The sequence below is a fragment of the Rudanella paleaurantiibacter genome, assembly GCF_009184635.1.
Classification (GTDB): Bacteria; Bacteroidota; Bacteroidia; order Cytophagales; family Spirosomataceae; genus Rudanella; species Rudanella paleaurantiibacter.
The window spans coordinates 13270-30097 of record NZ_WELI01000022.1 but is presented as its reverse complement, the minus strand read 5'-3'; the positions used below and the strand labels follow the sequence as shown (position 1 = coordinate 30097).

The following is a 16828-nucleotide window of genomic DNA, read 5'->3' as shown; positions in this document are numbered from 1 at the left end:
GCTGTTTGAGGATGGCCACCATTTGCGATTCGGTGAATCGGTTTGCTTTCATTTCCCTTTTGTTTACCGTGAAAATTAAGATTTTTGCTCTATTTTTCACTGGCTCACTTTCAGGGGTTCAAGACAAAACGACTCCAGCGCGACGAGATCTATACCTACTACAAACTCATTCATAATCGGCAACCGCCCGCTTGTGAACGGATCATTTTTTTAAACGAATATCCCATGATTGACCTGACGGAGTTCAATCTGGACATAGATGGAGAAGTAATTGAGTATAAGGCGATTCGGGAGAACGGTACGCCCATTTTGGAAAGCGAGTATCAAATGGCCTACCAGCGGGCTATACAGGGGGAGGTCATGCTAATTGTGAATGGACAGCCCCAGTAAGCTCATTTAATCCTGGACGTTTCCAACAGTCAATAGAGCTTACCTCTCCCCTATTGTTTCTTTAAGTCGACGAAATCAATAAACCGATACAGGTAAGAGCAACAGGGAATCGTGTCTTCTGCCATATAAGCCCGCAACAAAAAATCATTCTGATGGGCACCCGAAATAGTTACTTCAACTTTCTTCGAAATGGACTGCTGAATTTTTTTCTCATTTTGAAGACACCCCAGGCACAGCCCTCATGGATCATTGCGTGGCTCAGGATTATACTAGCCATACCCATAGAAGCTTACGTGCTCCTGACCCTAGATGACAGAGTTGATACTCATGAACCACTCGGGATAGTGCCTTTGGTGTAGGCCACAGACCCCGTCTCTCCAGCACCGCCCGTACGTTGTCAAAACGTAGGCCCAAGTGATCAGTCAGGTAGTAGTAGTACTCATACGAGTTGTTGCGGTTGAGTGCCTGCCATTCCGGGGTGGCTAGGCGGGTAAGGGTGCGGTCGGACGTGCAGGAATCGTACCGGTGCTTAGACCTCTCACTGTAATTGAAAGACAATTGAAACGGCGGAACGCTGAACGAGTCGTTCCCGCTCCAAAGTCCTAACGGAAGCGCGTCGTCCCACAGGACAAAAAGCAACGGACAGGCCAGCAACCACCCCCCTGAAGCGAATACCCCGAAGGCCGAACGACCAATAGCACCCCGGCCAGTCAATGCTGGCCAACGTTCCCCCTCCGATCAAGGCAAGATATACTGACGTAATGAAACACTAAAACCAGCACAGCAGTTATCGGCAGAGGCAACGACACTCATCGGAAAACATCCATTGAAGATCATATGCGGCTTACTGGCGGTACTGGCCGTGATCGTGCTGTTCAAGACGTTTTATCAGGGTAAAACTGGAAAGCCAAACGCATGGCCGAAGGAGCATCTACAGTGGTCAATCAGTATGTCCAAAACAACAGCGCAAACCTTAGACCATATTTATCGCGGGTTTTCCGGCAGCAGGTACGTCAATTGACGTACCTGCTGCCTCTCTCGATGCAGACGGCCACGCGGGGCGGCACTGTCACCGCAGCCGAGTCGGTTGGCCTGCGCGAGATCACGCCCGACTCGGTCGTAGTTGAACTAAATGCCCGCTTCGAGGATTGAAGCGGTGCGACGACTCGCCAAGAAAAACGCTACCAACCGTTAGTGTACGAGAAAGACCAGTGGCGGCTGGGATGACGTATAGTCGATGAATCGCAAGCGATTATAAAAGGCCCCTAAGCATTTATTAAGAATGACTTCTTAGCTATTTCTTTTTGGATCTGAAGGGCCTTTCCAACTTTAACTATTGGGGTCTGCTTCCAATTCTCTCTGCTTTGGCTCTTCTTTCTTTGTTGGTTCTGCCAAAGCTTTCAGACTGCTCCATACCAAAAACAAATAAATCACTACAGCAAAAAATCTGTGCCCATCCTTCCACATCGCAATGTTAAATGACGCGATTAGGAACGCCCCAATTAGGTAAACAAAAACAGCAGCCCCGATTAAGATACCAAAGAAAAACTTTCGATTGCTCATGATCTGTGAAGGTTTGTTGGTTTACAGTTTTACGAAAACGGGGGCACCTACCTGATCGAGCGGAAAATGCGAACAATCTTCATTGGTAAGGTACTGAATACGAACGTGCTGCTGTATCATCCCGGTATTCCCGTTATAGGATAGGTAGTCCGGCGTCTTATTATCCTGCGTCCAGTTTGTTATTAAGTTCACGAATAATCCAACAGCCGTTGAAGCCAGTACACCGTTAGGCCAGATCACCTGCGGTCGCCCGCCCACTTTACCATATTTTGCTGCTTCCAGAGCAAGCTTCTTTTCACTTAGAAAACCAAAGCAACTCATGCACGGAGAGCCTGGCAACGACAAAATGACCTGCCCTGCAATGGCATGGGGATCGTCATCTATCTGATAGACGTCCATACCAATATCAATGTACGGGATCAGGTAGCGCCGGCACTCAGCTTCTGCCTGTTGCCTTTCTGCGTAAGAATCTACATTACCAAACACAACATCGCAGGCTTGTAACAAGTCAGGATTATCTTGCCAACGGCTATTAACCCGAACAACATTAGCTGTGGGCAGAACCATTTTGATAACCCGCTCTGCTACAGTTGTTTTAAGCACAGCGTTCTTTACGTCGCAAAACTGTGCCCCCACTAACCGGTTCAGATTCGTGTCCTCGACTTTGTCGTCATCAAAAACGACAATGTTCTTAACCCCCAGGTGCGCCAGTTGCTGGCCGATGTGTGAGCCTCCCCCTCCGTATCCGATGATACCAACTCTAATATTCTCAAATAGGAACTGGGACGATTCGCCCAAAAATGATTGTCGGTCATACACTCGGCCTTTATCACCCCTTTCACCAAAGAATGATAACAGCATGGGCTTTCCGACTACAGAAACTACATCTGGTTGTAAGAACTCTGTCTCGCCGGGGGCTTTGATCGAAGCATAAAACGAATTCTGACTTAGTATCAGGAAACCGTTAGCTTGGTCAGGAGCGATGTTAGTAAGGCTCTTAGCAACGCCCGGCAAGCCGCTTTTATCCGTTCGGCTTGGACCGGGCTGGCCTCGGTGGTCGTGTAAGTGAACATGAAAGCAACCGTTCTGTTTCTCTAAACTACGTTGAATGGCCGCCCGGATTGCGACCGAATTTATCTTGGCACCAACCCGATCATCATCAATGTAGTTTTCATCTTCGACAGGACTGTATTCCGTAGCGATAACAAGAACCGTGTCATCGGCAAGAATTTTAGACGTGGTGTGTAAAAATCCTACACGCTCTTCAGCATAAGGATGAGACCGCCGAAGATCATCGAGCATTTGCCGATGCAACGACTGTGGGATTCGTAGGCGAATGGCGGAGCGTGTTTGTCTCATTTACCGAAAAGCTTTTAGATGAACACTTAATATCTCAGCTAAGCGTAACCCTGGCTGCGTTTGCCAAGAGATGGCGTACCAGTTTCTCCCCAGCACGCGAATGTTACCATTCCAGTTAAGCGTTGGACCGCCAGCAATTTGCTCGGAGAAGAAGAGACGTGAATTGTAGCCTTCCCTCGGTAGAGAACAAAGCAGAGCGTCAGCAACCGCTGGCTGGCAACCATCAGGCAGTAGCAAACCGCAGATTAGAATATAGGTATAGCCCCCCTCCTGGGCTACACTCAGGTTGGGGGCTATGGTTTTCAGTTCGTGGATTTCTTCTTCAGAGAAAATCATATTGGTCAGGAGCTAAGAAGAAGAACCGTCCCGGACGTGCGAAATAAACTGCTCTCCGCCCTTAATGACGACCGTGGCCGCATCGTCGAGTGGGGTAAGCTTATGCCCCTCCAGCGCATCCATTTCATCGGACGCCTTTACATTACCGATCTTCTTGAGCTGTGTCACCGTGTACGTTCCCCGCTTTATTGCATGCTCCACGTTGTTAATGCGGATAACGACCTCTTGCTTCACGACGTAGAAACGTTCCAGACCTGCTCGCGTCAAGTCAACCCGCTCAGCATCGGCAATCAACTCGTCATTGTTGGGTCGAGCAACAGACAGCCAGATTTCGTCCCCCTCCTCAACACCACCCAGCTTACGCAGCTCTGCTCCGCTAATGAATGGCTTATCCCACGAATGCTTTTTGTCCTCCAGTCGGACTTCGAGGGGCTGGCGAATGTAGAACTTTTCGGTTCCTGGCCGGGCGAGGTTTATGCTTTCCTCGTTCGCCACCACTACGTCATCCCACGGGTCGACAAGTGATAGGTAGAGTACTTGTTCTGCGTTCACACCGAACAGTTTTTTTAACTCCGCCCCGGTGGCGTACTGCTGTGGCCAAGAAAACTTCTTGTTCTGAAAGGTGATGGCGAGAGTAGTGGTAAGTCCTACTCCATTAGTTTCAGGCTGTGCTGTCATTTGATTCATGAGTGTTGGTTAACCACTCATTGTTATTGGGAAGCAAGTGACGTAATTTTCCAAAAAAAATTTTTGTCTATAAATGGAAAATTATGGAAACTCATTCCCATTATCATTGTGACCCTGCCCGTGACTAAAAGCTTTTCTATCTCACTGCCATGAATTATAATGATGTCCATCAGTTCATTAGCACTAACCAAAAAGCTATATATAGATCTGCGTATGCCGCAGCTCATGCACAATTCTGGGCGCATAAACGCCCACGTAATATGTGTATAGACGCTCGGGAAGTAGCAGATGTAGTTCAGGAAGTGCTTTTAAAAATTTGCACTCAACCTTTTGCGTTAAATTCAGAAGATCTTGACCTTGATCGCTTCAATCGAAAGGTGGGCAATATGGTAAGAAACGAAGTATCCGAGCGCAATCGACGAGCCAAGCGAACGCATCCAGCAGATCCCACAACGGAAATGTCAGATGAAGCCCTTTTTGAGTGGTTGATAGCTGAAGCTGAAGAAGAGATGGGTGAGGGTGAGTTTCAAAATTTGGTAGCCTATTTTATAAAAAAAGTAGACATGCTTATTGTCGAGTACGACAAGAAAAATTTTGAGTCTTGGTTCGTTCTCACTGAATGGAAGAGTGGCAAGTCTTTACAGGAGACTGCTACTGAAGGTGGTCTCACTCTCGCACAGGTTAAGAACGCCCGAAAACGTATTCGATCAGCACTGCGAAACCCGCGCAAGTAAAACCTTCAATCTAAATTATCGAAACAGCACTTTACCCGTTTTAAATGCAACGAGTAGAACTCGTTGCAATGTCATGGCTGTTCCTAAACCCTTGTCAATTTTGCACTGCAACCATGAACCGTAAAACTTCACCAAATGTGGAACAAGCTAAGAAGATGTTCTTGGTTTTTTCCGAAGCACTCTCTAACGATCCTGATTTCGCCAGCGAATTCTTGGAGGAAGAAGGTTATGACTTGAATGTCATAGATAAACAAGGCCAGGATTTGTTCCGAAAAATAGAGTTAGCAAATCAAATGAGTACTGCCTCCATCAAAAAACAAAGTTTTTTTGAAAGAGCTAAATCTTACGCTATTGAACTGTTAAATAGTTCGAAAAGCAATGAAGTGGATTCATTTGAAAGCCAAAATCAAGCAATACGTCTTGCTTTACACAGAGATTTTAAGGGGGTCCTGTCTCAGCATGAGATAGATGATATACTGTGTAATCAAACAATATTGACTATTATCAAGAACAAATTCGATGACACCAGTAAGCCAGAATAAAGATCCACGTGTGATTGCTCGTAAACTTTTACGAGATGCAGGCATCTGTGACCTAAGGGGCCTTGTGCTTGAGGATTTTATACAATGGCATCCGAACTGCTACTTACAAGAATCAGGAATGACTGGATCTCAGGGACGTATTCAGTTTTTAGGCTCTACAGCCTTAATCACAATCAATTCCAAAATTACAAACAAGGGGCAAAAGCGATTTGTGTTAGCTCATGAATTCGGGCATTTTAACCTCCACTTTGATCTTAAACCAATGTTTAATTGCGATGAAGAATCATTTAAACAATGGCTATCTAAAGGTGGGCATGAACAAGAAGCCAATGAATTTGCGGCAGAACTCCTAATGCCAAAAAATGCATTTGCTCCTGAATGCTCTGGACTTAGTTTTACTACCGAACTCGTTCGACACTTAGCTGACCGCTTTGAGACAAGTTTAACTGCAACTTCAAGAAGAATAGTAGAACAAGGGCCATTTAATATGGCCCTTGTTTATTCTGAGAATGGTGTTATTAAATGGCACACAGAGCATTCTTCTTTCCCTTTAACATATATTGTTACTGGTGCTCAAACTCCTCTAAAATCGGCGGCAAAGCACTTTTTCAATACTGGATTATCTAAAGCAAAGGTGATCTCGCCTGATGAATGGTACTTCATGGATAACGCTGTTTCAAAATACTCTAAACATCGAATTAGGGAACATGTCTTACCACTACCTTATTATAATGGTGTGTTAAGTTTTCTATGTCTCGAGTCCTAACCGATACAGATTAGCTTTCAATAGATCAACTCCCCCAACGGTCGTGTTGGCCGGATTGAGCGTAGCTAGGGGCAGGTTATGAATACTGAATTGTATGAGCTGCCGACTTTCTATGCTGATTTGTTGCACAGCACTTGCGCTATTAAGCTCCAGTTTAGCATTGTGGTCTGAGTAGAGATTTAGAGCGGGACGGTTGCCAGACCTTCGGGACGAATATGGTCGTGGCCAAGGGGATTGTTCGCAAACAGTTTCCTCGCTGTTGCCCCCAGCTTGTGTACTGCTTCCCCAGGGATTTCCTCCTGTAGGCAATTAGCCAGACTTGGTTGGACGGTGTAATAAGTGGTGAGCCGACGGGTAATTTCAGACTGAATGGAGGCCACTTGCGTATACCATTCACTCAGCTCGAAGGAAATCATTAATACGTAAAAATACCGTTTCATAAGTAGGGGGAAAGAGTAAACCTAAATACTTAGTTCGCACGTACCACCTACACTGCATTAAAAGTAAGAAACCTGCTACTGAATACCTAACTGATTCATTATTAACACGCAATCTATATTGTAAGTAACCTCATTCAGTCGTAGAGGTGGCAAATGCCGCCTTTCCCGCAAACGAGGGTACCAACCCAGATAAGATACGCCGAGTCGCTCGGAACTTCCGTAACCGGCCGGCACCGGCGGAATCATGGCCTGAATATTCAAATCCGTCGGAGCCGTGTTGTGAGAGGTAGAGCCTGTCCAGTAGCCTCAGGTGGTCAGTAGTATACCGACCGGTAGCGCCAGTACGTACGGTTTAGTCACTATAATCTTCGGGTTAACGAATGGTGCAGCTGACCCTACTACCCAATCCCCAATAACCATACGACACCTGCAGCTGTTTGCCCACCAAAGGGAGCGTGTACGCGGCCGTAAACACCCCCGAATCGGGAGCGGTCTCCAGAACGGCTACCCGGACGGGCTCTTCGTCGTCTACCTGGACCAGCACCCAGCCTGATTCGGGCATGGAAGGGTCCAGATTGAGGGCGGCTTTCAGTTCGAGCAGCACCGATTGTCCCGCTTTCACTGAAGTCAGCGGCTTTTTACCAACTGAATCCAGAACCCGTACCTGCTGCGTACCCAGTGGGGCAAAGGTGAGCGTAGCCATCCAGCCCCGGTTCGAGATGGCCCAGCCCTCGGTAGCGTAGGCATTCTCGCCAATATGATCCCCCTGCCCTCCGGCCGATTTTTCGGTTACCGTTGCTGCGCCCGGCCGGGGAAACTGCCCGTCAAGCGGGGTGCCGTCGAGGGTACCCCGTACTTTACCCAACATACCATAGCCGTTAGGATGACTGCGGGGCCAGCCGTGTTCGACCCCATCCCAATAACCGTTGATGGCCAGTCGGTCGGCGCTTTTGTTGCTGAGGTGGGCCCCAAGAGGATTCAGCCCAAACACAAAATTGACCTGCGACCAGCCAATGTCGCGCAGTTGGCGGTCGCTCAGCAGATGCGCCACGGCAAACATGGAGCCCCCCAGCGCCGGAGCACCGCCCAGCTCTTTGGTGCGTGGGTGCGCCCATTCGGTTTCACTATGCACCCGGTAATGCCAGAAATTGGCGGTTTTCTGCTTCATGTGGTCCCGCCAGGCCATCAGCTTTTCGCGGGTACCTTTGGGAGCTTTATCGGGAGCTACCAGCAGAAAGAACGCCAGTGCCTGCGGGGGTGATGTGTTCGGCATTCCGAATCCACCACATATGCCGGGGATTATTGAAATCCCAGTTCTTGATGATGTCTTCGGCACTTCCCTGCGCCCAACGGAGGTACTGTTCGGGCTGTCCATCGGCCTCTTCTTTCTCTGACAGGTACATAAACAAGTTGCTGAACACCGACTGCCCAAAAGCATTGCCCATCTCGTTGAACTCCTGAAAGCCTTCATCTACCCACTTATTACTAAAAGTCCAGTAGCGCACCACCTTATGTCGGTCATAAACCTGCCAGCGTTTGCGGCATTCTTCGCGGTATTTCAGGTAGGTTTCCCGGGGCAGGTACGGTTTCAGAAAACTCTGGTAGCCGGCACAAACGGCCGCCAGCTGGTCAAGCGTATTCCAGTAGTCGTACGTCATGCGCGGCTGATCCTTGTAGCCCAGCGTACCGTGCCGGTTGGCAACCGGTCCGTTGTACTCGACATGGTGGTAGGCAAACTCGCCATGCCAGAGAATCAGATCGATCAGATCAGCCGTTTTTTTGTCACCCAGTTCGGTGGTCCAGCGGTCAAAGAGGGCCGGGTTAGAAGCATAGAACAAGGTTTCGAAGGTAGTTTCCAGCCCGTAAGATCCCTGGTCGCGCGAAGGGCCTCCGCCGTAGACCTTTGCTTCGTTGGAATGAACCGGGTCCTCAGAACCCCTCACGTCCACGAAAAAGTCGTAGGCCAGTTTCGTGGAAATACTTTCGATCAGGTGATCGGCAATGCGGAACGGCACCGAGGGCTCACGACCCTTAATGGTAACCACGTATTCGGTCTGGCCATTCTTCGGGTTGAAAGCCGAGAAATCGCCCGCCCGGTTTTTGACTACCCCCGAATACACAACGGCTTTGTCGGATAGCCGGATAATGTGAAAAAGCGTGGCATCGGGAGCATCGTAGCAGACAAAGCGTTTGGCCTCACCCCGATTGTAACCGGCCTGATTCACCAGAGGAACAGAAAGCGGCTGGGTGGGTTGCGCCAGCACCATGGCAGACCAGCCAAGAATAGCGAGCAAAACAAAGTATTTCATTTCGAAAAGATAAGGGTACGTAAATATCCATAGAGTGAGCCCGTTTCTGAATACCCATGGCGCCAAACATCAGCCGGGGAACGTCTTTCTCGGTATACAGACACGGCCATTCGAACTTATTGTCAAACCGTTTACCAGGCTGATGGTAAACGGTCTTACCAATTACCTTGGGGTAGCGGGCGGGTTGCCAGTCGTAGCCGTTGGCCGATGTCATCAAGGCCAGCGCCCCGCTTTCGCCCGTAAACTTACCCACCATATCACGGACGATAGCGTAGTTTTTTCCACCTGTAGTGCCAGAGGTAAGGATCTTCGACCACCATCCCCTCATTGACTCCCATTATTTGGTTTCTGTGGATAAAATGCAATTGTCGGCAATCAGCCTATATGAATAACCCCCTTATAGAAAATAAGGCTTAACGGGATAGAAATAATTGAAGTAGCCAAGATCTTAGAACTGCTCAGACACCATCTTCTGGTTTCGGAATGCCATGCGCTCTTCCTCCCTTGCCCGTTCATCCTCAGGCAACGTCGCCAGGTATGCACTTGGGTCTTGAGTGTACCAAGCCATAAACTCCAACTCCTGCCCTTTTATTGGTTCATTGTCCTCGTCTGCGTAGGGATTGGTTTTCATGGTTATTTGCTGATATACTCAATACAAAATAATAACACTTTTGACCAGTAAACATAATGTCGCCTGAGGAATGCAAACAAATGATCAAATAAATTAAAACATTAATCGGAAGTCAGATACGACGTATTACCTCCTTCGAAGAGGACAAGCACTTCAAAGCGTCATTCGACCTTATTCAGAGCTACAAGTCAGTTTTTATTTTCGGGTACGGCTTGTATCAACAGCGCTATTCATCGAGTAAGCTTCTTTGGGTAGTGCCCAGCCACCATCTCCGTTAATCTAGAACAACCCACTGTAAATTGGTAGGACATCGGCTACCCAAGGCTCGGCTAGTGTACTCACAAACGTTACGAAGCCTTCGTGCGATAGTCGTTCCTTGTTCCAGACGCCATCCTGCAAATACAGATTACCCAGCCGGGGCCAATGCAAACGCATACCCCTGCGTCAGGTAGTTACCGTAGGGATCGGTTTCCATGATCACGTACCCCTATTTCATCGAATAGGGCTCATTACGGAAAAGAAAAGTTGGGGGTTCGCCCAGCTTTTCGACGCTCAGCCGGTTAAGGTACCGGGTTGCTATTGAGGTAGCGTCCTACTATATTAGACAACCACTGTTGAGGCAGGTTGGCCAAATACGCAAACGAGTTAACTCCACCGGTATAAAGATACAGATGATCGGTATAACCCATGGACGGGTCGTAGTCGGGGTCTTGAGGGCACGGCAGCGTAGCCCACTCGACATATGCATAATATCCATGCTACGGCTTTTGCTTCGTCCATCACTGGGGGATTGCCATTGCGGAATAGGGGCGGATTGGTCGAGGATATACATGCCCCGTTTCATGAGCAAACCCAGGATTGTACCACTCAAGCATTTGCCCACTGACCAGCTTTTGAGCACAGATTTGTGCACATTTCAAACTTCGGCATTCATCCAGTTCATTTCATCACATCCGTTGTAATAATTCTTACCTACACAATATGGGCGCAGTTAGTTATAGCATAATACCCAAAATGGGTATTATGCTATAACTAACTGATTTTCCATAGTGAAGACTAAAACATGTGTAGTTTTCACAAATTTCAACCTGATATAAAAACTCCCCTCGGAGCATAATACCCAAAATGGGTATTATGCTCCGAGGGGAGTTTTTGGTTAACTATTTATGGATTTCTCAATGCCCTGTACAAGGCGCTACAGCAATTCTTTTAAGACATTCGCCTTGAGAATAAGTTGGTCAAGGCGGGCCCGAGTAAGAGGCTTCCCTGACAACAGATTCTCCATAAATCCAGTCAGCTCCAATTGTGCCTTGGCCTTTGCCGTAGACTTTTTCTCTGCAACGGGTGTCTCCGTTTTATTCTGATTACCTATCGCCAGTGATTCTAGCTCTTCAATACTGGCAATCGCGGCTTCAGAGGGCATCTTACCTACTTTTTGAAGGGCGCCTTTATCTACTTTCACAGCACCTGAAAGTACCTTTTTTTTCAGGTCAGGAGCAAGTCGTTCGACACCTGCCGCAAATTCCGAATCTCGGATAATTGTATTTTTTCCAACGTTGTATTCCTGTGCTAACTTTTCGGCAGTACTGGTGGCCTTGGCTTTTGCTACCTTGGCTTCAGCGGTAGGTTTCTCATCTTCAATTCGGTCGTATCTCCCTTTCTGGTTTTTTTCATTTAGGTAACGAAGCCCCCGGAAGTAATGAATCTGTTGGGGGGTAAGGTTACGACGCCCCAACTGCAGATCTATCATGAAATCTTTAACCGACTTCAAATCTGCGAAATCCATCAACTGAATATTAAAGCTAATATTTCGCGCTTTGCAAATTCGATAGCGGTTATGGCCATCAACCAACACATAGGCTGGCTCATCGGGATTAGTCGAATCGGGATCGATCTCGTGTTGAGTAGTTTCCCAAAGAGTTAAGGCATCCCGACAGCCATTGGCGACAATATTTAACTCTAGCTGCTTGTTCTCCTCCTCTGTTGGTTCGGGTATCCAACTCCGTAACTCATCCAGCACGACAATATGTTGCTTGATGTTCTCAGTACTGCTAAACGCATTATTAAGTGAGCTCTTAACATTTTTACTGATCGCAGATTTCAGGTCTAGTTTGGCCATGAGGGTCGTTATTTTACAATCTGGAGGTAAGCAATGTATTCCTCACAAAAATCATCATAGTTTTTTGACGCTTCAGAATTACCCGCAAACGCATTGATCGGCATTTGCATAACCTGCGACTTCTGATAATCGATCAAGTGTTTAATCTGCGTATTAAATATCTTACAAGGTACCGTTTGGCGGACGTTTTCCTTAATGCCATCGTGAACAGTATTTTTCTTTACCATGGTAAAGACTATCCCGTCAATAACCAGCTCAGAATTCAAGTTTTCCTTTACCTCCATGTAACGGCTCAGCAGTGAATCTACCCCCTTAACGGCCGAGATTTCGGGTAATAGTGTAATCAGGCAACTATTGGCGGCATTCATAGCCGAGGTCGTCAACTTTCCTAAGGAAGGTGGACAGTCGATGAGTACGTAATCAAAGTCAGGTAGGAGAGGTCTAAGCTTGTTTTTCAAGCGAAGATCACCACCCACTTTTAAAATGAGCTGCACTTCGGCATCGGCCAGTTCAAGATCCGACGGGGCTAGACTTAAATTTTCCGAAATTCTGACAACCGGCAGGGGGGCGTCTGTCAACAAGGCTTGCGCTACCTGGTATTTGGGTTGCTCTACCCCCAGAATCTGACTAAGGTTCCCCTGCGGATCCAGATCAACCAACAACACACGAAAACCACGGCTGGCTAAAGCAGCCCCAAGGGAAGAAGTTGTAGTTGTTTTGCCAACTCCCCCTTTGTGGTTAATTACCGCAATGACTCGTGCCTTAGTGTACAGCCCCTCCATGTACCCATATTTGTTTAAAATCGGCTCAAGTTTAGTCAGATGATTTGCATTAAGGTTACGAGAGCCTAAAAGGCCCTGCGAGAGTGTTCCCTTGGGCAAACCAGATTCTTTTTCCAGCACCGAAACTGTCAAAGCAGGGTTATGCTTCAGGAATAGTTTTGCGCTTTCGAGCGTCAGCATAGTGTCGGGGTTTGTAAAGATTTCATTGCAAATGAAACGAAATATTTAAAAATTCGTAATAAAATCTTCACAAACACTTAAATTATTTTTTCATACAAATCGTAGTGCCATGCTAAGGGCATGTCTTTTCTACATTTGACACTCGTCGGCCAAAAAGCACGAGGGTTCTTGCTTCAACCACTAGCTAACACCAAACTCTATAGGCCCAGAAACGATATGCCCTACCTACTCAGAGTTTCAAAAAAGATGGTAGGGACTTCTGCTGAAATCACTTTGCGCTATCCTTAACTGAGCTTCCAGTAGAAAATCATTAGACAATTCCTACCATACATCCAGACAAGCCTACACATGATGAAGCCAGCTTCTTTTGTAAAAGCTGGCTTCATCATGTGTAGGCTTATTCGTAAGGTCTTTAGTTAGACACGGAACCAGTCGGGTTCTGGTAAAGGGCCAGTGGCTTTGCACCAAATCCAGGACCACTCCATCGGACGGTCAGTGTAGGCACCTTTGTAAGCCCGCTGGCATATACCAGGCTAACTGGATGCATTCCTTTCGCCAAACGAACGGTAGCACTAAGGGAATGGCCGGATCGGATTTGCCTACCAGCGTCGAGAATTGTAGCCTCGTGAAGCCGCATCACCGCACCCTGATCGGTCTGTAGCGCAAACGTATACTCACCATCTTCCGGCACAGCTAACAAGCCTTGAAACTCAATGACCATACCTTTATCCGGGGTTAGTATGCCGACATTCAATCCTTCGCTTACCCCAGATTTTATCGGTCCTTTCCGCAAGCTGGCCGTCAGGGGTGTCCAGGGGGAGGTATCCTCGTACACCCGGTAGCTGACTCCCTGTTTCGTTGCTCTTATCTGGCCCAAAGCTGGCATAAGATCCCGGTCATATGGGCGTACTGCGCTCGTATCCGGACGCCGGAGTTGCAGCACCCGATCCTTCATGCGTTCCTGTAAACGCTGGAAATAAGGACTGCTTCCAGCCAGATTTTTGCGCTCCTGAGCATCGACCCGGGTATCATAGATCTGAAAATCATCCTGAGACGACTTCAGGTTTACCCGTATTCCTTTATAGCCGTCCTGATAGATCACCTGCATCTCCCCATGCGCCTGGCCTCGGTGTGCGGGTAAAAATTCCTCAAACACGGGAGTTTTGCCGGAGACCTGGTATTCGATATACACGGTAGAAGCAGGCTGCTTTCCTTTTCCTGACAACGTCGGCAGCAACGACACACCATCTGTATTCGCTGGAGCGGGCACAGCTGCCAATTCGGCCAGCGTTGGAAGCCAGTCGTGAAAACCACTCGGGGTGTCATCCCCACGACCAGCTCCAATATGACCCGGCCAACGGGCAATTAAGGGAACACGAATGCCACCTTCCCAGACATCGCGCTTGATACCGTCCATAGAGCCGTAGCTGTCAAAAAAAGTAGGCTGATAAGGCCCATAGCCATACGACTCCGTGTGGGGGCCATTATCGGAGGTAAACACCACCAGTGTCTCCTGATCGATTTTCAGATCTTTCAGCAATTGCATCAGGTCTCCGATTCCGTCATCAATCCGACGCACCATGGTGGCATGCCGTTTCTGCTCGTCGGGCCAGGGTTTTGACGCATAATCGGGATGTATATAACTATCTATATTTTCAGAAACGGTGTTTATATACCGGCCGTCTTGTCCAATCCACTGCATTCCGCCCTTCAGGCCGCCCCCCTGAGGGTAGGCCTTCGCTGGCACCTGCAAACTCGCGTGCGGGGTATCATACGCCAGATACAGGAAGAAAGGCTGTTCTTTCCGGGTCTGATTTTGGGTAGTTATCCACCGTTTGGCCGTTGCCGTAAACAGATCGGCTGTATAAACACCCTGAAGCTTTCTGGAAATCTCTTCCTGGCCATGATAGAGTTCTACCGGGGGCCGCTCACGGGCCTGGTGTGCCGGATAGTGATTGTGCCCGTCGCGGTGCCGTACGTATCCCAGAAAATAGTCAAAACCCCGTTTGGTAGGATAGGCTTCCCAGGTTTGTGGGCTATCTCCCTGTAGCCCCTGTAACCCCCATTTTCCTACCAGCGCGGTGGCATAACCAGCCTGTTTCAAAACCGAAGCAATGGTGTGGTTATCTGCCAGAGCTTTGTCAAACTGGTTATTTCGAATATTCGCATGCCCCTGGTGGACACCCAGCATAAGCGATGCCCTTGAAGGAGCGCAAACCGGAGCCGGTACGTAGTGGCGGGTCAGAAGCATCCCCTGCCTTGCCATATTGTCCAGATGAGGTGTATGCAGGTTTGGCTTTCCAGTACTCTGCCGGCTATTTTGGTACAACACGCCCAAATCACCATACCCCAGATCATCCGTCAGGATGAAAATGATATTAGGCTTTCGCTTCAAGGGTGGGGTTGACGGGCGAGCAGCTGTTGACGCAGCCAGTAGCAAGTACCCACAAAGAATAAGGGTTCGTATCCACATGACGTTTGCCTGCTTATTTACCATAACCAGCATTCTGAACTAAGTTCGGATTCCGCTCCAGCACAATGGTGGGAATCGGCCACAGGTAATCCCGGTCCTTATTGAACCGCCGAACCCCCAGTTTCCCACCGGCATAATTAACAATCTCGGTATTCATTACGGTCTCGGCCGTACGCCAGCGCCGGATGTCGTGGTAATACAATCCCTCTCCCGCTAACTCAATCCGACGCTCATGGCGGATTTCCTCCCGGAGCTGGTCTTTCGTCAGGTCTTTCGGAAAGGCCGGCATGCCGGCCCGCTGACGAATCAGATTCAGGGCCGAGTAAATTTCAGGGCTAGGGCCTGCTACCTCGTTTTGGGCTTCGGCATACATCAGCAATACATCGGCATACCGGAAAACCATGTAATTAAGCTGCGATTGGTTTTCGGCCACGGTGACTCCGGCTTCGTTATCCTTGTAGACGGTATACTTTTTCTGACCAATACCGGTAAAGCCAAAAGTGGTAGGTGTTACAAGGCGCGCTCTGAACTGAGTACCGGGTAGGATGTTGGTCTGGTAAAGGCGCGGATCGCGATTGTCGTACGGTTTGGCTTTATTAAATAAGGGCGATTTTGCCGCTGGTAACCCATCCACCATGTAGTAGTCGTTAAGCAGATCGGGTAGGGGGGCGATGGAATTGAAGTCGGTGAAAGTTATATCCAGACTATGCGTAAACTCGGGCAGTTTGAACTGCACATCGAAAATCACTTCCGAATTGCCTTCTTTATCCAGCTGAAAGAGCTCCCGATAGTCAGAAAACAGAGAATATACCTTACTATCGATAATCTGCTTGGCTGCTTCGACCGCTCCGGGATACTCGCCTTTGTAGAGCATTGTCCGGGCCTTAAGCGCCAGGGCAGCTCCTTTGGAAGCATTTCCCCGCGAAGCGGCTGTCTGCGGCAGATCCGGAATAGCCTCGTTACAGTCCTTGATAATCTGGGCGTACACTTCATCCGCCGAATTACGCGGCAGGGTACCCTGCTTTTCCAGATTGGGCGTTTCCAGAATCAGCGGTACGCCCCCGTAGAAACTCCAGAGATTGTGATAGTAAAGTGCCCGCAGGAATTTGGCTTCGGCGATGTACCGCTTTTTAGTAGCCTCATCCATTGTCACCTGACCGATATTATCCAGTAAGGTATTTGCGCGCCCGATCCCGGTATAGCAGGCTCCCCATTTATTATTGATGATGCCATTATTGGCAGCATCGTGGATTCCCTGCGCAATGAATCCCCCCCCGCCCGTATTGTTATACGTGTAGGCATTGGGGGTTGCAGCTTCCATACCGATCATGGACACGTTCCCGTAAATATTACCATTTACGAGCTGGTTGTATGCACCGATCAGGGCCGCTTCGGCATGCTGGCGGGTTTTCCAGAATTCGTTTTGGGTCAACTGATCCGTAGGCGGAATGTCAAAAAACGACGTACATCCGGTCAGACCAACCGTTAAGATGGCAACTATATATTTTTTCATGGTG

18 protein-coding genes are annotated in these 16828 nt (G+C 48.4%); 5 read left to right on the top strand and 13 right to left on the bottom strand.

The window, feature by feature from the left end; translation table 11 throughout:
- Positions 1-84 precede the first annotated feature (84 nt).
- Both F5984_RS26095 and F5984_RS26870 read left to right on the top strand, forming a co-directional pair.
- Positions 85-390 carry a hypothetical protein gene (locus tag F5984_RS26095; RefSeq protein WP_152127294.1) on the top strand — a complete coding sequence of 102 codons (306 nt, stop codon included), beginning with the start codon at positions 85-87 and terminating at the stop codon, positions 388-390.
- A gap of 915 nt (positions 391-1305) precedes the next feature.
- Positions 1306-1542, top strand: coding sequence for a hypothetical protein (locus F5984_RS26870; protein ID WP_246169420.1), 237 nt, complete (start codon positions 1306-1308; stop codon positions 1540-1542).
- Positions 1543-1719: 177 nt separating this feature from the next.
- On the opposite strand, the gene F5984_RS26085 is transcribed toward F5984_RS26870, so the two are convergent.
- The 4 genes from F5984_RS26085 to F5984_RS26070 are packed head-to-tail and all read right to left on the bottom strand — an operon-like array spanning position 1720 to position 4335.
- Positions 1720-1953: a hypothetical protein gene (locus F5984_RS26085; RefSeq protein ID WP_152127292.1), complete on the bottom strand. Its 234-nt coding sequence runs from the start codon at positions 1951-1953 to the stop codon at positions 1720-1722.
- A 21-nt stretch (positions 1954-1974) separates the two neighbouring features.
- Positions 1975-3312: a ThiF family adenylyltransferase gene (locus tag F5984_RS26080; protein WP_246169417.1), complete on the bottom strand. Its 1338-nt coding sequence runs from the start codon at positions 3310-3312 to the stop codon at positions 1975-1977.
- Positions 3313-3648 carry a hypothetical protein gene (locus F5984_RS26075; protein WP_152127290.1) on the bottom strand — a complete coding sequence of 112 codons (336 nt, stop codon included), beginning with the start codon at positions 3646-3648 and terminating at the stop codon, positions 3313-3315.
- Between the two features lie 12 nt (positions 3649-3660).
- A complete protein-coding gene (locus tag F5984_RS26070; RefSeq protein ID WP_152127287.1) occupies positions 3661-4335 on the bottom strand; it encodes a multiubiquitin domain-containing protein in 675 nt (224 codons plus the stop codon).
- A 149-nt stretch (positions 4336-4484) separates the two neighbouring features.
- On the opposite strand from F5984_RS26070, the gene F5984_RS26065 reads away from it, so the two are divergent.
- The 3 genes from F5984_RS26065 (at position 4485) to F5984_RS26055 (ending at position 6377) form a co-directional block, all read left to right on the top strand.
- A complete protein-coding gene (locus tag F5984_RS26065) occupies positions 4485-5069 on the top strand; it encodes a hypothetical protein (RefSeq protein WP_152127285.1) in 585 nt (194 codons plus the stop codon).
- Positions 5070-5182: 113 nt separating this feature from the next.
- On the top strand, positions 5183-5611 hold the full coding sequence (locus tag F5984_RS26060; RefSeq protein WP_152127283.1) for a hypothetical protein: 429 nt from the start codon (positions 5183-5185) through the stop codon (positions 5609-5611).
- Complete coding sequence (locus F5984_RS26055) at positions 5589-6377, top strand: ImmA/IrrE family metallo-endopeptidase (RefSeq protein ID WP_152127281.1); 789 nt, start codon at positions 5589-5591, stop codon at positions 6375-6377. The genes F5984_RS26060 and F5984_RS26055 overlap by 23 nt, the downstream gene beginning before the upstream one ends.
- A 179-nt stretch (positions 6378-6556) precedes the next feature.
- Here F5984_RS26055 and F5984_RS26050 read toward each other — a convergent pair whose 3' ends face one another.
- The 9 genes from F5984_RS26050 to F5984_RS26005 form a co-directional block, all read right to left on the bottom strand.
- Entirely contained in the window at positions 6557-6817 is a 261-nt protein-coding gene (locus F5984_RS26050) for a hypothetical protein (protein ID WP_152127279.1), read from the bottom strand.
- A gap of 373 nt (positions 6818-7190) precedes the next feature.
- On the bottom strand, positions 7191-8090 hold the full coding sequence (locus tag F5984_RS26865; RefSeq protein ID WP_246169415.1) for a hypothetical protein: 900 nt from the start codon (positions 8088-8090) through the stop codon (positions 7191-7193).
- A complete protein-coding gene (locus F5984_RS26860) occupies positions 8032-9126 on the bottom strand; it encodes a hypothetical protein (RefSeq protein ID WP_246169412.1) in 1095 nt (364 codons plus the stop codon). Before F5984_RS26860 ends, F5984_RS26865 begins: the two co-directional genes overlap by 59 nt.
- Before the next feature lie 448 nt (positions 9127-9574).
- The gene (locus F5984_RS26030) at positions 9575-9757 is read right to left on the bottom strand and encodes a hypothetical protein (protein WP_152127277.1); all 183 of its coding nucleotides are present in this window, start codon (positions 9755-9757) and stop codon (positions 9575-9577) included.
- Positions 9758-10036: 279 nt separating this feature from the next.
- Entirely contained in the window at positions 10037-10192 is a 156-nt protein-coding gene (locus F5984_RS26855) for a hypothetical protein (RefSeq protein ID WP_246169409.1), read from the bottom strand.
- Positions 10193-10952: 760 nt separating this feature from the next.
- Complete coding sequence (locus F5984_RS26020; RefSeq protein WP_152127275.1) at positions 10953-11876, bottom strand: ParB N-terminal domain-containing protein; 924 nt, start codon at positions 11874-11876, stop codon at positions 10953-10955.
- A gap of 8 nt (positions 11877-11884) precedes the next feature.
- Entirely contained in the window at positions 11885-12838 is a 954-nt protein-coding gene (locus tag F5984_RS26015; protein ID WP_152127274.1) for a ParA family protein, read from the bottom strand.
- A gap of 412 nt (positions 12839-13250) precedes the next feature.
- The gene (locus F5984_RS26010; protein WP_246169407.1) at positions 13251-15233 is read right to left on the bottom strand and encodes a sulfatase-like hydrolase/transferase; all 1983 of its coding nucleotides are present in this window, start codon (positions 15231-15233) and stop codon (positions 13251-13253) included.
- A 91-nt stretch (positions 15234-15324) separates the two neighbouring features.
- The gene (locus F5984_RS26005; RefSeq protein WP_152127270.1) at positions 15325-16824 is read right to left on the bottom strand and encodes a RagB/SusD family nutrient uptake outer membrane protein; all 1500 of its coding nucleotides are present in this window, start codon (positions 16822-16824) and stop codon (positions 15325-15327) included.
- Positions 16825-16828 lie beyond the last annotated feature (4 nt).

What these genes read in the sequence shown, in the direction of transcription:
- F5984_RS26870 (WP_246169420.1), top strand. Translation starts at nt 1,306, where the DNA reads ATGGCCGAAGGAGCATCTACAGTGGTCAATCAGTATGTCCAAAACAAC.
- F5984_RS26085 (WP_152127292.1), bottom strand. Translation starts at nt 1,953, where the DNA reads ATGAGCAATCGAAAGTTTTTCTTTGGTATCTTAATCGGGGCTGCTGTT.
- F5984_RS26080 (WP_246169417.1), bottom strand. Translation starts at nt 3,312, where the DNA reads ATGAGACAAACACGCTCCGCCATTCGCCTACGAATCCCACAGTCGTTG.
- F5984_RS26075 (WP_152127290.1), bottom strand. Translation starts at nt 3,648, where the DNA reads ATGATTTTCTCTGAAGAAGAAATCCACGAACTGAAAACCATAGCCCCC.
- F5984_RS26070 (WP_152127287.1), bottom strand. Translation starts at nt 4,335, where the DNA reads ATGAATCAAATGACAGCACAGCCTGAAACTAATGGAGTAGGACTTACC.
- F5984_RS26065 (WP_152127285.1), top strand. Translation starts at nt 4,485, where the DNA reads ATGAATTATAATGATGTCCATCAGTTCATTAGCACTAACCAAAAAGCT.
- F5984_RS26060 (WP_152127283.1), top strand. Translation starts at nt 5,183, where the DNA reads ATGAACCGTAAAACTTCACCAAATGTGGAACAAGCTAAGAAGATGTTC.
- F5984_RS26055 (WP_152127281.1), top strand. Translation starts at nt 5,589, where the DNA reads ATGACACCAGTAAGCCAGAATAAAGATCCACGTGTGATTGCTCGTAAA.
- F5984_RS26050 (WP_152127279.1), bottom strand. Translation starts at nt 6,817, where the DNA reads ATGAAACGGTATTTTTACGTATTAATGATTTCCTTCGAGCTGAGTGAA.
- F5984_RS26865 (WP_246169415.1), bottom strand. Translation starts at nt 8,090, where the DNA reads ATGCCGAACACATCACCCCCGCAGGCACTGGCGTTCTTTCTGCTGGTA.
- F5984_RS26860 (WP_246169412.1), bottom strand. Translation starts at nt 9,126, where the DNA reads ATGAAATACTTTGTTTTGCTCGCTATTCTTGGCTGGTCTGCCATGGTG.
- F5984_RS26030 (WP_152127277.1), bottom strand. Translation starts at nt 9,757, where the DNA reads ATGAAAACCAATCCCTACGCAGACGAGGACAATGAACCAATAAAAGGG.
- F5984_RS26855 (WP_246169409.1), bottom strand. Translation starts at nt 10,192, where the DNA reads ATGCGTTTGCATTGGCCCCGGCTGGGTAATCTGTATTTGCAGGATGGC.
- F5984_RS26020 (WP_152127275.1), bottom strand. Translation starts at nt 11,876, where the DNA reads ATGGCCAAACTAGACCTGAAATCTGCGATCAGTAAAAATGTTAAGAGC.
- F5984_RS26015 (WP_152127274.1), bottom strand. Translation starts at nt 12,838, where the DNA reads ATGCTGACGCTCGAAAGCGCAAAACTATTCCTGAAGCATAACCCTGCT.
- F5984_RS26005 (WP_152127270.1), bottom strand. Translation starts at nt 16,824, where the DNA reads ATGAAAAAATATATAGTTGCCATCTTAACGGTTGGTCTGACCGGATGT.